This window comes from Mycolicibacterium rhodesiae (genome assembly GCF_002086695.1).
GTDB lineage: Bacteria > Actinomycetota > Actinomycetes > Mycobacteriales > Mycobacteriaceae > Mycobacterium > Mycobacterium rhodesiae.
The window spans coordinates 514788-528503 of record NZ_MVIH01000002.1; the positions used below are offsets into that span (position 1 = coordinate 514788).

Consider the following 13716-nt stretch of genomic DNA (forward strand, 5'->3'; position numbering starts at 1 on the left):
CTGTCGCCCCGCCGCGCTACGTCTCGTCGGACGTGCCGTCGGATTCAGAGTCCAGCCCGCCCACTTCGTCGGTGCTGTCCTGCTCCTCGGCATTGCGGGCGATAGCCAACAGTGTGTCGCCCTCACCCAGGTTCATCAAGCGAACGCCCTTTGTCTGGCGCCCGGCCTTGCGGACCTGACGGGCAGCGGTGCGAATGACACCCCCACCTGAGGTGATGGCGTACAACTCACTGTCTTCATCGACCACCAATGCGCCCACCAGACTGCCACGTCGCCGGTCGTATTGAATGGTCAGGATGCCTTTACCGCCGCGGCCCTGGGCGGTGTACTCCTCGATGGCGGTGCGCTTGGCGTAACCGCCGGCAGTCGCGACCAGCAGATACGTTCCCTCCCGCACGACGTTGAGGGACAGCAACCGATCGTCTTCGTTGAACCGCATGCCCTGCACCCCCGAGGTGGCGCGGCCCATCGGCCGCAGCGCCTCGTCGGTGGCCGAGAACCGGATCGACTGGCCGTTGGCGCTGACCAGCAGCAGGTCGTCCTCCGCCGAGCACAGCACCGCGCCGACCAGTTCGTCGCCGTCGCGGAGGTTGATCGCGACGATTCCGCCCGAGCGGTTGGAGTCGAAGTCGGTGAGCTTGGTCTTCTTCACCAAGCCGTTGCGGGTGGCCAGCACCAGATACGGCGCGTCCTCGTAACTCTTGATCTGGATGACCTGGGCGATCCGCTCCTCGGGCTGGAACGCCAGCAGATTCGCCACATGCTGGCCGCGCGCGGTGCGCGAGGCCTCCGGCAACTCGTAGGCCTTGGCTCGATACACCCGGCCCTGGGTGGTGAAGAACAGGATCCAGTCGTGCGTCGACGACACGAAGAAGTGCCGCACGATGTCGTCCTGCTTGAGGCCGGCGCCCTGCACACCCTTGCCGCCGCGCTTCTGGCTGCGGTACAGGTCGGTCTTGGTCCGCTTGGCGTAGCCGGTCTCGGTGATGGTGACGACGACGTCCTCGCGGGCGATCAGGTCCTCATCGGACACATCACCGTCGTTGGCCACGATCCGGGTTCGACGGTCGTCGCCGTGCTTGTCGGCGAGTTCCTTGAGTTCGTCACGGACGATCGCGCGCTGCCGCTCCGGCTTGGCGAGGATGTCCTCCAGGTCCGCGATCTCGGCCTCGATCTTGGCCAGGTCGTCGACGATGCGCTGGCGCTCCAATGCGGCCAGGCGGCGCAGCTGCATGTCGAGGATGGCCTGGGCCTGGATCTCGTCGACGTCGAGCAGCTCCATCAAGCCCACCCGCGCCACGTCGGCACTTTCCGACGCGCGGATCAAGGCGATGACCTCGTCGAGAGCGTCCAGGGCTTTGACCAGGCCGCGCAGGATGTGGGCCCGCTCGTTGGCCTTGCGCAAGCGGTACCGGGTACGCCGGATGATCACGTCGAGTTGGTGGTTGACGTAGTAGCGGATCATCTGGTCCAGGCGCAGCGTCCTGGGCACGCCATCGACGATCGACAGCATGTTGGCGCCGAAGCTGGTCTGCAGCTGGGTGTGCTTGTAAAGGTTGTTCAACACCACCTTGGCCACGGCGTCGCGCTTGATCTCGACGACGATGCGCAGCCCGACCCGGTCGCTCGACTGGTCTTCGATGTTGGAGATGCCGCCGAGCTTGCCGTCGCGCACCTGCTCGGCGATCGAGGTGATGAAGTTGTCGTGGTTGACCTGGTAGGGCAACTCGGTGATGACGATCGAGGTGCGCCCGCGCGAATCCTCCTCGATCTCCACCACACCGCGCATCCGGATCGAGCCGCGGCCCGTTGTGTACGCATCGTGGATGCCTTGGGATCCGACGATCAAACCGTGCGTGGGGAAGTCGGGGCCCTTGACTCGCTCACAGACCGCGGCGAGGGTGGCTTCTTCGTCGGCTTCGTGGTTCTCCAGGCACCAGTAGACGGCCTCGGCCAGCTCACGAAGGTTGTGCGGCGGGATGTTGGTGGCCATACCGACGGCGATACCGCCGGATCCGTTGGCCAACAGGTTCGGGAACCGGCTCGGCAGAACCGTGGGTTCCTGGACGCGACCGTCGTAGTTCGGGATGAAATCGACTGTCTCCTCGTCGATTTCGCGCAGCATTTCCATGGCCAGCGGTGTCAGCCGAGCCTCGGTGTACCGCATGGCGGCCGCCGGATCGTTGCCCGGTGAGCCGAAGTTGCCCTGTCCGTCGACCAGGGGGTAGCGCAACGACCACGGCTGCGCCATGCGCACCAGGGTGTCGTAGATCGACGAATCACCGTGTGGGTGATAGTTACCCATCGTCTCGGCGACCGACCGCGCCGACTTGGCGTGGCCGCGGTCCGGCCGGAATCCGGAGTCGAACATCGCATAGAGCACGCGGCGGTGCACCGGCTTGAGACCGTCCCGAACCTCGGGAAGCGCACGACCGACGATGACGCTCATCGCGTAGTCGATGTAGCTGCGCTGCATCTCCTGCTGGATGTCGACCGGTTCGATGCGGTCGCCGGCCTCGTCGCCGGGGGGCAGGGTGGTGTCAGTCATGTGATTCCTCTGTTGTCCCTACGAAGGGCGATACGTCACTAAACATCAAGGAAGCGAACGTCTTTGGCGTTACGGGTGATGAAGCTGCGACGCGCCTCGACGTCTTCGCCCATCAGGATCGAGAACAGCTCGTCGGCCGCGGCGGCGTCATCCAGCGTGACCTGGCGCAGCACCCGGACCGTCGGGTCCATCGTGGTCTCCCACAGTTCCTTGGCATCCATCTCGCCGAGACCCTTGTAGCGCTGGATACCGTCGTCGACGTTGATCTTCTTGCCGGCCGCCTTGCCCGCCTCCAGCAGACCGTCGCGCTCGCGGTCGGAGTAGGCGAACTCGGGCTCGCTGCGCTGCCACTTCAGCTTGTACAGCGGCGGCTGCGCCAAGAAGATGTGGCCGTTCTCGACAAGGGGCTTCATGAACCGGAACAACAGGGTCAGCAGCAGCGTCGAAATGTGTTGTCCGTCAACGTCGGCGTCGGCCATCAGCACGATCTTGTGGTAGCGCAGCTTGGCGAGGTCGAACTCGTCGTGGATGCCGGTACCGAGCGCGGTGATGATGGCCTGGACTTCGGTGTTCTTCAGTACCCGGTCGATGCGGGCCTTCTCGACGTTGATGATCTTGCCGCGCAACGGCAGGATCGCCTGGAACATCGAATCGCGGCCGCTCTTTGCCGAGCCGCCGGCCGAATCACCCTCCACCACATACAGTTCGGACTTGCTGGGATCGGTGGAGCGGCAGTCGGCGAGCTTGCCGGGCAGCCCGCCGATGTCGGTTGCGCTCTTGCGCCGCACCAGCTCTCGCGCCTTGCGCGCGGCGATCCGCGCCTGGGCCGAGGACACCGCCTTGTTCACGACGGTCTTGGCCTCGGTCGGGTTGGACTCGAACCAGTGGGTGAGCTGCTCGTTGCAGATCTTCTGCACGAACGACTTCACCTCGGTGTTACCGAGTTTCGTCTTCGTCTGCCCCTCAAACTGGGGCTGAGAGACCTTCACCGAGATCACCGCGGCCAAGCCCTCGCGGATGTCGTCACCGGTGAGGTTGGCGTCTTTTTCCTTGAGGAGCTTCTTGTCCTTGGCGTACTTGTTGACCACTGTGGTCAGCGCGGCACGGAACCCCTCTTCATGGGTACCGCCCTCGTGGGTGTTGATGGTGTTGGCGAAGGTGTGCACCGACTCCGAATAGCCTGCGTTCCACTGCATCGCGATCTCGACCTCGTGGCCCTCACCCTTGCCGTCGAAGTCGATGACGCTGGGCTGGATCGAGTTCTTGGTGCGGTTGATGTGCTTGACGAAATCGACCAGACCGCCCGGGTAATGGAACACCCGGTGCTTGACCTTGTGCGGGGCGACGGCCTCGGCGGCCTTCTCCTCCGCCGACTTCGGCGCCTCTGCGGTATCGCTGACGACTTCGTCCACCACCTGCTCGGGGGTTACCCGCTCATCGGTCAGCTCGATGGTGAGGCCCTTGTTGAGGAACGCCATCTCCTGCAGGCGGCGGGCAATCGTCTCGAAGTCGTAGGTGGTGGTCTCGAAGATGTCGGGGTCGGCCCAGAACCGGATCGTGGTGCCGGTCTTCTTGGTCTTCTCACCCTGGCGCAGAGTGCCCGGCACCGATCGGTCGTAGGTCTGGAACCACTCGTAACCGTCGGTGCGAACGTCAGCCTCGAGCCTGCTCGACAGCGCGTTGACCACCGAGACACCCACGCCGTGCAGGCCGCCGGACACCTGGTAGGCGCCCTCTTCGAACTTGCCGCCGGCGTGCAGGACGGTCATGACCACGTCGATGGTCGGGATTCCGGTGGCGTGCATGGCAACCGGGATTCCGCGGCCGTCGTCGGTGACCTCGACGCCGCCGTCCTCGAGGATCCGGACCGTCACCTTCGTGGCGAAACCCGCCATTGCCTCGTCGACGGAGTTGTCGACGACCTCCCAGACAAGATGGTGGAGCCCTCGTTCACCGGTCGAACCGATGTACATACCGGGACGTTTGCGGACCGCCTCCAAGCCTTCGAGGACTTTGATCGAGTCGGCACCGTACTGTTCGTTGGCAGCCACTAGCGGAACGCTCTCCTTGGGGTTCGCAAGCACACGGTGTCACGGGCCGCGCGCGGGTCTTGTCCAGTCTACCGGTAAGTGCATTCCGGACTGATTCTGCGGCGGCGTTTCTACACACCTAGTTGCGCCGTGCACGGAATTTCTCGGATCGGCATACGTGGTGACGCTTGACACGGTGGTCGGCGCGCGTCTCGTGGCTGTCAGCCGACTGTGCTAGTCGAGTTCAGCCGTAGGTGTCCCGAGGCCCGCGCCCAGAGATGTGCAGCGGACCCTTTCGCCACGACGGAGCCACCGGACCGGTGATCTTCATCGACTTCACCACCCCGTCGCCGACAGCGGTGGCGATCTTGGCCAACAGCTGCGACTGCACCATCCGCAGCTGGGTCGCCCACGCGGTCGATTCCGCCGCGACGCTCAGCACACCGTCGCGCAGCGCGGTCGGCTGGGCATGCTCGGCAATCTGCTCGCCGACCACGGTTGCCCACTGGGCGAACACCGCACCCTCGGCGACCCGGCCCGTCCAACCCCGCGATTTCGCCAGGTCGTTGGCAACGGTCCCGAACGTCTGTGGATCACGCCGATCCGGCCCCGGCCCCGACCAGGTTCGGCGATTGCCTCGCTCGGCGCCCCGCCGGGCCCGGGGGGAGCGGCCGCCACGACCCACTTCCTTGCCTTGGCTGCGGGCGGCGCCGCGGGCTTCCTCCAGTGCGCGGCGCACCAGATCCATGCCGGCCAGATTCGCGAGGTGCTCGGGCGGACCGGCCTGCTCGTCCTCGGGTTCGGTCATGGCGTCACCACCTCCGACATCCGGCCTTCGTCGTCGTCCCGCAAGGTGATACCGATCCGGGTGGCGTCCCAATCGGGCGGGATGTCCTCCCCGACCGCGGCCGTGATGAGCACTTGTTCGGCGTCGGCGGCCACATCGGCCAGCGCCCGGCGCCGGGCGTTGTCCAGTTCGGCGAACACGTCATCAAGGATCAGCACCGGTTCGCTGCCCTCGGTGCGCAGCAGTTCATAGGAGGCCAGCCGCAACGCCAATGCCATCGACCAGGATTCGCCGTGGCTGGCGAACCCCTTCGCCGGTTGATCACCGAGCCGCAGTTCGAGGTCGTCGCGGTGCGGTCCGACCAGACACATCCCGCGTTCCAGCTCCGCACCGCGCCGGGTGGCCAGTCCGGCGAGCAGCGCGGCCTCCAGAAATTCGACATCGTGACCGTCGTCTGTACCGTCGAGGACGCTGCTGCGGTAACTGATCGCCGCCGGACGCGATGCCGGAGCCAAGAGCTGATAAGCCTTCTCCACCTCCGGCGCCAGGAGATTGGTCAGTTCGATCCGCGCGGCCATCAGCTGCGCACCGTGCGCGGCCAGGTGACCGTCCCACACGTCGAGAGTTTCCAGCACGCCGGAATCGCCCCGGAAGCGCGCTCCCGCAGCGGATTTCAACAACGCGGTGCGCTGCTTGAGCACCTTGTCGTAGTCGGCGCGGATGGCCGCGACCCGCGGCCTGCGGACTGAGGCGAGCTCGTCGAGATAGCGGCGGCGTTCACCAGGGTCTCCGCGCACCAGCGCGAGATCCTCGGGTGCGAACAGCACCGCGCGCACCGCGCCGAGTATTTCGCGGGTACTGCGCACCGGAGAACGGTTCAGTCGCGCCTTGTTCGCCCGGCCCGCCGCGATCTCGAGATCGACCGCCAATTCCCGACCCTCGTTGACGACGATCGTCGAGACCACCGCACGCTCGGCACCGGCCCGGATCAAGGGGGCGTCCGTGGCGACCCGGTGCGATCCCAGTGTTGCGCAATACCACAGCGCCTCAACAAGATTGGTCTTGCCAAATCCGTTCTGTCCGACGAAGACCGTTCGGCCCGGCGCCAATTCGAGATCGACGTTTTCCCACGACCGGAAGTCGCGAAGCGTCAGGTGCCGGACATACATTGACGCTGGTTATCCCGACACCGAGACCCGCTTGACCGCGTGTCCGCCGAACTGATTGCGAAGTGCCGAAACAGCTTTCATCGTCGGCGAATCTTCCTGCCGCGATGCGAAACGTGCGAACAGCGATGCTGCGATCACCGGCATCGGCACTCGGTGACGGATCGCTTCTTCGACCGTCCACCGGCCCTCGCCGGAATCCTCGGTGTATCCGGAGATCGCATCGAACGCGGGGTCCTCCTTGAGCGCTTTGGCCAGGAGCTGCTGGAGCCACGACCGCACGACGGTGCCGTTGGTCCAGGCCTGGATCACCGCTTGGGTGTCTGTGATCAGTGGTTCGGCGGCCAGCAGTTCATAGCCTTCGGCGTAGGCCATCATCAGCCCGTATTCGATGCCGTTGTGCACCATCTTCGCGTAGTGACCCGCACCGACCGGACCGGCGTGTACGAAACCGTCGGCCAGATCTCCGGGCGGACGCAGCGTGTCGAAGATCGGCATCACCCGGGCGACGTCCTCGTCGCTGCCGCCGACCATCAGGCCGTAGCCTTCCGCCAGGCCCCAGATACCGCCGGAGACACCCGCATCGACAAACGAGATCCCTTTTGCCGCAAGCAATTCAGCGTGTGGGCCGTCTTCGGTGTATTTGGAGTTGCCGCCGTCGACGACCAGGTCGCCCGGGCTGAGGACCTCCGCCAGCGAGCTGATCGTGTCATCGGTGATCGGGCCCGACGGCACCATCACCCAGATCACCCGCGGCGCGGTGAGTGCCTCGGCGAGTGCGGCGAGGGTGGGGACATCGGTGACCTCGGGTCTGGGGTCGTACCCGATGACTTCGTGCCCGCCCTCGCGCAACCGCTGGCGCATGTTGAAGCCCATCTTGCCAAGACCGACCAAACCCAGCTGCATGACTGCCTCTCTACGTCAGGGAATCCGGTCAGCCCGGCAGCCGGACCGGCATCAACAGGTATACGTAGTCGGTCTGAACGGCGGGGAACGGCCCGGTGCCATCTACCTGTGTTTCCGCATTTGCCGGCCGCAACACGGCGGGGCGGCTGGGAGTGGTGAATCCGAACGTGACCCGGTCGGAATGCAGCGAGCCCAATCCGTCGGTCAGGTAGGTGGGGTTGAAGGCGATCGTCAACGGCTCGCCGGCGAACTCGACGTCCAGGTCCTCCTCGGCACGACCGACGTCATCGGCACCGGCCGACAGGTGCAGCACGCCGTCGCCGAATTCCATCCGGACCTGCGCGCCGCGATCGGCGACCAACGCCACACGTTTGATCGCTTCGGTGAGCTCGCCGACTCCGATGGTGGCCACCGCGGTGTGCTCGGCGGGAAGCAGCTGACGAAACTTCGGGAATTCGGCGTCGAGTAGGCGAGTCGTGCTCCGCTTGCCGCCGCTGCGGATTCCCAACAGGCCTTCCTTGCCCACCGCCGAACCGGCACCCAGAGCCAGGTGAACCTCAGAGCCGGACGTGCCTGCCTTGGCCGCTTCGGCCAACGTCTTGGCCGGCACCAGGACCGCGGCTTCCAAGCTGGGGGAGGAGGTCGACCAGGTCAGTTCACGCACGGCCAACCGGAACCGGTCGGTGGCCGCCAAAACCACTGTCTCACCGGAAATCTCCACCCGGATGCCGGTCAGCATCGGCAGTGTGTCGTCGCGGCCGGCGGCGACCGCCACCTGGCCGATCGCCTCACCGAACAGGTCAGCGGAGATGACGCCGGTCTCCTCCGGCAGTTCCGGCAGCGCCGGGTAGTCCTCGACGGCCATCGTCGGCAGCGAGAACCGTGCGCTTCCACAGGTCAGCGCCACTCGGGTGCCTTCGACGCTGACGTCGACAGGCTTGGCCGGCAGCGCCCTGGTGATGTCGGACAGCAACCGCCCGGAGACCAAAACGCTTCCCGGAGAAGCGATTTCGGCGGGGACTCGCACCTCGGCGGACACCTCGTAATCGAAGCCCGAGATGGTCAAACCCTCATCGGTGCCGGTGAGCAGCACTCCGGCCAGCACCGGCACCGTCGGCCGGGTCGGAAGATTACGGGCAACCCAGGCCACCGCGTCGGCGAAGTCCTCCCGCACCAAGCGGAACTTCAGGTCGGAGCCAACCGTCGTCGTTGCCACGTCTACATAGTCCCTTCATCACCCAATAACCCCGACCAGCGTCCACCGCGTGCCGGAGCACGGATGAGCGTGATCTGTGAGCGACAGCCGCTGAACGGCAGTCAGAACAACAACCGTAGAGCGTCGGACGCCATCTTGAAAGCTAATCGATCGCGGTGACAAGAGCACCGCGACACCGTGCCGGACACCCTGTGAACCGGCTACTCCCCAAGGCTGTCTTCAAAGAAGAAAATGGAAGAGAGAGAACGGCAATAGTAATAGGGCCTGTGCAACCTGTGGACTAGCCGATCGATTGCCTGCTCCGGCAGGGTGAGGCCATGTGGACCGGTTGTGCATGACCGAGGGCGAATCACAGGACGGGTGTGGACAGCCGCCGGTTGTTCATTGTCATTCCAGTACCTCTGCCGCGATGTGAGCTGTTGTCCACAACTGTGTGCACAGGCCAAAACTGTGACGGGTGGTACGGCTGTGGCCGAAGTTTTTCGGCATGGCGACAGAAAAAATGGGGATTTCAGCGCTTGGAGCGCTGGCGGATCCGCGTGGTGAGCTCCTTGACGTGATCGAACACCTCACGCCGATGGGCCATCTCACCGCGAATCTTCTTCTCCGCGTACATGACCGTGGTGTGATCACGGCCGAATGCCTGCCCGATCTTGGGCAGTGACAAGTCGGTGAGCTCACGGCACAGATACATGGCGATCTGCCGCGATTGAGCCAGTGCCCGGGTCTTGCCGGGCCCCCGCAATTCCTCGACGGTGGTGTCGAAGTACTCGGCGGTCGCGGCCATGATGGCCGCGGTGCTGATCTGCATTGTGCCTGCGTCGGCGATCAGGTCGCGCAACACGATCTCGGCGAGAGCCTTGTCGATCGGTGTCTTGTTCAGCGAGGCGAACGCGGTGACGCGGATCAAGGCGCCCTCGAGTTCGCGGATGTTGCGTTCGATGCTGCTGGCGATGAGTTCCAGGACGTCGTCGGGGACGTCGAGGCGCTCCATTTGCGCCTTCTTCCGCAAGATCGCGATACGGGTTTCGAGTTCGGGCGGCTGGACGTCGGTGATCAAGCCCCACTCGAACCTGGTCCGAAGCCGGTCCTCGAGGGTGGCCAACTGTTTGGGTGGCCGGTCGGACGAGATCACGATCTGCTTGTTGGCGTTGTGCAGCGTGTTGAAGGTGTGGAAAAACTCTTCCTGGATACCTTCTTTGCCTTCGATGAACTGGATGTCGTCCACCAGGAGCACATCGATGTCGCGGTAGCTGCGTTTGAACGCGACTTTGCGGTCGTCGCGCAGCGAGTTGATGAAGTCGTTGGTGAACTCTTCGGTGGAGACGTATTTCACCCGCATGCCGGGGAAGAGCCGTTGCGCATAGTTTCCGGCGGCGTGCAGCAGATGGGTCTTGCCCAGTCCGGACTCACCCCAGATGAACAACGGGTTGTAGGCGCGGGCCGGCGCTTCGGCGATCGCGAGGGCCGCCGCATGCGCGAATCGGTTCGACGCACCGATGACGAACGTGTCGAAGGTGTAGCGGCGGTTGAGGCTGATGCCTGGCGCTTCGGCCGACGGATTACTGCGCGGCCGCTCGATGAAGTAACTCGGCCATGTCTCGTGAGCGCTGGCCAAAGCCTCGCGGTCTTCGTCGACCTCGTCGAGGTCGGAGTCGATGACGGCCGGCTCCGGTGCGGCGGGTTCGTTGTCTTCTTCCAGGGACGGCGGGGCGATCCGAACACCGAGCTCGACCCGCTGGCCGAGGCGGCGGCTGAGGGCGTCGACGATCTGGGTCCGCAGATGACGCTCGATCTCGTTCTGGACAAAGCTGCTCGGCACCGACAGCAGGGCGAAGCCCTCGGCGATGGTCAGGGGCTGAACCAATTTGAGCCATGCGCGTTGCTGCGGAGTCAGCGGTGCATCGCCGCCAGTTCCGTTACTGGGGCGCTGGTCCGCAGTTCCGTCGCCGTTGAGCTCGGCGACTACCGAACTCCACACCGTGGCGAACGCTGAACCGGGATCATCGGTCAACGACAGATCCCCCTGGTCGCAAGGTCGGGCAAGAAACCAATAGCTGAGCCGACGAACGATCTGTCCACAAAGTTATCCACAGGTGTGGACAGGACACTCGGCTCGCCTCGGAGCATATCGGCGCAGGGTCGCGGGTCGGCAGTAATCCCCGCATTGATCTCGTGTGGACCGTTCGCCGACCTGTTCCCCCGCTTGGTGATTGCGTGCCGCCTCGTCTGAAACGGCTTTGGCAGAAGCTAACAGTTTTCGGGGCGAGTGCCAACCGTTCTGCAACATTCGGATCACGACGAGATAACGGCGCGCCGGGTGACCGGTGACGGCTGTGGCACCAGTGGGTCAGTGCGGTGATCAAGGGCACGACAAGGCGGTTTGACCAGGGGAAGTGAGGTCAGTACCCTCGAACAGTCGCCCATACGTCGGCGATACGGCTGCGACCGATTCGGGACCGCGCCGGTTAGAGCGAGACCAGAGCTTACCAACGGCAGTCGCGTTCGTTCGGGTACACACGAAAGCGTGTGCTCCGGGCAGCGACCGCCAAACGACGAGGAGATATAGCCGTGGCCAAGGGCAAGCGGACCTTCCAGCCGAACAACCGGCGCCGGGCGCGGGTTCACGGCTTCCGTCTGCGTATGCGGACGCGCGCCGGGCGCGCCATCGTGTCAGGCCGGCGCCGCAAGGGTCGTCAGTCACTGACTGCCTGATCCACGGGATCACGCGTCGTGCTCCCGGCTCAGTTCCGGATGACACGGTCTGCGGAGTTCGGCGCCACCATCAAGCACGGGGTGCGAGCGGCGCAGCCTGATCTCGTCGTGCACGCACGACGCATGGCCGACAGCGTCGACGGTCCCCGGATCGGCCTGGTCGTCTCGAAGTCGGTCGGCAACGCCGTGCAACGGCACCAGGTGTCTCGTCGTCTGCGTCACGTCGCCCGAGCTGTCCTCTCGGACCTGACGTCCGACGAACGCATCGTGATCCGCGCGCTACCCAGTAGCCGCGACGCGATTTCAGCCCGCCTGGAACAGCAGCTACGAGCGAGCATCCGGCGCACCCACTCCTTGATGGAGAAGACGCAGTGAGCCATCTTCCGGCTCGCGTCGTGATCTTCCTCGTCGAGCTCTACCGACACACCATCTCGCCACTGCGACTGCCGACATGCCGGTTCACGCCGACCTGCAGTCAGTACGCCGTGGACGCACTGACCGAGTACGGATTGATTCGCGGTGGATGGCTGACCGTGATCCGGCTGGGGAAGTGTGGTCCGTGGCATCGGGGAGGATGGGACCCAATACCCGAGCGGCGCCCGCAGGCGCCCGGGTCCGAGTGCAACGAACGCAGGAGCACGCATGTTTAACTGGTTCAGCCTGGACGTCATCTACTACCCGGTGTCCGGGATCATGTGGCTCTGGTACAAGCTGTTCGCCGCCATCCTGGGACCCACGAACTTTTTCGCCTGGGCCCTGTCGGTGATGTTCCTGGTGTTCAGCTTGCGCGCGCTGCTCTACAAGCCGTTCGTCCGTCAGATCCGCACCACCCGGCAGATGCAGGAACTGCAGCCCCAGATCAAGGCCCTGCAGAAGAAGTACGGCAAGGACCGCCAGCGGATGGCGCTGGAGATGCAGAAGCTCCAACGCGAACACGGGTTCAACCCGATTCTCGGCTGTCTGCCGATGCTGGCGCAGATCCCGGTGTTCCTCGGTCTGTATCACGTGTTGCGCTCCTTCAACCGCACCCAGCACGGCTTCGGTCAGCTCGGCATGTCGGTGGAAGAGAACCGGGCCACCGGCAACTACTTCTTCAGCGCCACCGACGTCGGACACTTCCTCGACGCGAATCTGTTCGGCGCCCCCCTGAGCGCGAGCATGACCCAGAGCTCAGGCCTGGAGGCGTTCAAGAACTTCGACTTCAGCCGACCCGCGGTGATCGCTGTTGGCATTCCGCTGATGGTGCTGGCCGGTATCGCCACCTACTTCAACAGCCGGGCCTCGGTTGCGCGCCAGAGTCCGGAAGCGGCAGCCAACCCGCAGACCGCGATGATGAACAAGCTCGCGCTGTACGTCTTCCCGCTCGGTGTGGTTGTCGGCGGTCCGTTCCTGCCGATCGCGATCATCATCTACTGGGTGTCCAACAACATCTGGACCTTCGGCCAGCAGCACTATGTGTTCGGCAAGATCGAGAAGGAAGAAGAAGCCAAGAAGGAAGAGGCGCTGGCTCGTCGAGCGGCGAATGCTCCGGCGCCGGGTGTGAAGCCCACCAAGCCGAAGAAGGGTGCGCCCGCGGCGACCAACGGTGCCGCGACGGAGGCGTCGGAGGATGCCTCCGTCGTCGCAGACACCGAGACCGATGCCGAGTCCACGAAGGCGGCCGACGATGGATCGGCCGGCCGGACCCCGCGCCCGGGAGCGCGGCCCAAGAAACGTAAGCGTTGACCGGAGATCGCTCCGGCGAAAGAGGGAGAGACACATGGCGGATGCCGATACCACTGAAGTGACCGAGTCTGACGTCGCGGTCGACAACGACCTTGACCAGAACTCGGACCGGGCCGAAGTGAAGGGTGAGGATCTCGAGGAGCGCCTCGTAGCCGAAGGCGAGATCGCCGGCGACTACTTGGAGGAGCTGCTGGACCTCCTGGACTTCGACGGCGATATCGATCTGGACGTCGAGGGGAACCGGGCGATCGTCAGCATCGACGGCGGCGAGGACCTTTCGAAGCTGGTTGGCCGCAAGGGCGAGATCCTCGATGCGTTGCAGGAGCTGACCCGACTGGCCGTTCACCAGAAGACGGGGGAGCGCAGCCGGTTGATGCTTGATATCGCGAACTGGCGCCGTCGCCGTCGCGAAGAACTGAGCGCGCTGGGTGACAAGGTGGCCCGCCGGGTGCTGGAGTCCGGCGATCGCGAGGAACTCGCCCCGATGACTCCGTTCGAGCGGAAGATCGTGCACGACGCGGTTGCGGCCGTGGACGGTGTGCACAGCGAGAGTGAGGGCGTGGAGCCGTCGCGTCGCGTTGTCGTCCTGAAGGGCTGAAGTTACATCGGTGTAGTTCGTGACC

Annotated in this window: 12 protein-coding genes; 5 read left to right on the plus strand and 7 right to left on the minus strand. The window is 64.7% G+C overall.

Translation table 11 applies throughout. The features are described 5' to 3' along the window. Positions 1–16: 16 nt before the first annotated feature. The 7 genes from gyrA to dnaA form a co-directional block, all read right to left on the minus strand. Positions 17–2548 carry a DNA gyrase subunit A gene (gene gyrA / locus BST42_RS06390; RefSeq protein ID WP_083117713.1) on the minus strand — a complete coding sequence of 844 codons (2532 nt, stop codon included), beginning with the start codon at positions 2546–2548 and terminating at the stop codon, positions 17–19. Between the two features lie 38 nt (positions 2549–2586). Then, positions 2587–4599 carry a DNA topoisomerase (ATP-hydrolyzing) subunit B gene (gyrB, locus tag BST42_RS06395; protein WP_083117714.1) on the minus strand — a complete coding sequence of 671 codons (2013 nt, stop codon included), beginning with the start codon at positions 4597–4599 and terminating at the stop codon, positions 2587–2589. A gap of 223 nt (positions 4600–4822) precedes the next feature. After that, positions 4823–5386, minus strand: coding sequence for a DUF721 family protein (locus tag BST42_RS06400; protein ID WP_083117715.1), 564 nt, complete (start codon positions 5384–5386; stop codon positions 4823–4825). Then, a complete protein-coding gene (recF, locus tag BST42_RS06405) occupies positions 5383–6534 on the minus strand; it encodes a DNA replication/repair protein RecF (protein ID WP_083117716.1) in 1152 nt (383 codons plus the stop codon). The genes BST42_RS06400 and recF overlap by 4 nt, the downstream gene beginning before the upstream one ends. 9 nt (positions 6535–6543) lie before the next feature. Beyond that, entirely contained in the window at positions 6544–7437 is an 894-nt protein-coding gene (gnd, locus tag BST42_RS06410) for a phosphogluconate dehydrogenase (NAD(+)-dependent, decarboxylating) (protein WP_083117717.1), read from the minus strand. Between the two features lie 28 nt (positions 7438–7465). Continuing rightward, complete coding sequence (gene dnaN, locus BST42_RS06415) at positions 7466–8653, minus strand: DNA polymerase III subunit beta (RefSeq protein ID WP_083117718.1); 1188 nt, start codon at positions 8651–8653, stop codon at positions 7466–7468. A 511-nt stretch (positions 8654–9164) separates the two neighbouring features. After that, the gene (gene dnaA, locus BST42_RS06420) at positions 9165–10667 is read right to left on the minus strand and encodes a chromosomal replication initiator protein DnaA (RefSeq protein ID WP_083117719.1); all 1503 of its coding nucleotides are present in this window, start codon (positions 10665–10667) and stop codon (positions 9165–9167) included. Positions 10668–11224: 557 nt separating this feature from the next. On the opposite strand from dnaA, the gene rpmH reads away from it, so the two are divergent. Genes rpmH through BST42_RS06445 form a run of 5 tightly spaced genes read left to right on the plus strand, consistent with a single transcriptional unit; the run spans position 11225 to position 13691 of the window. Next, the gene (gene rpmH / locus BST42_RS06425; protein WP_046365060.1) at positions 11225–11368 is read left to right on the plus strand and encodes a 50S ribosomal protein L34; all 144 of its coding nucleotides are present in this window, start codon (positions 11225–11227) and stop codon (positions 11366–11368) included. An 18-nt stretch (positions 11369–11386) separates the two neighbouring features. Further along, positions 11387–11743, plus strand: coding sequence for a ribonuclease P protein component (gene rnpA, locus BST42_RS06430; protein WP_083117720.1), 357 nt, complete (start codon positions 11387–11389; stop codon positions 11741–11743). After that, positions 11740–12018: a membrane protein insertion efficiency factor YidD gene (gene yidD, locus BST42_RS06435; RefSeq protein WP_083117721.1), complete on the plus strand. Its 279-nt coding sequence runs from the start codon at positions 11740–11742 to the stop codon at positions 12016–12018. The genes rnpA and yidD overlap by 4 nt, the downstream gene beginning before the upstream one ends. Continuing rightward, positions 12011–13093 (plus strand): membrane protein insertase YidC, encoded by a 1083-nt coding sequence (gene yidC, locus BST42_RS06440; protein WP_083117722.1) that lies wholly within the window; start codon positions 12011–12013, stop codon positions 13091–13093. The genes yidD and yidC overlap by 8 nt, the downstream gene beginning before the upstream one ends. Positions 13094–13127: 34 nt before the next feature. Further along, positions 13128–13691 (plus strand): Jag family protein, encoded by a 564-nt coding sequence (locus tag BST42_RS06445; protein ID WP_083117723.1) that lies wholly within the window; start codon positions 13128–13130, stop codon positions 13689–13691. Positions 13692–13716 lie beyond the last annotated feature (25 nt).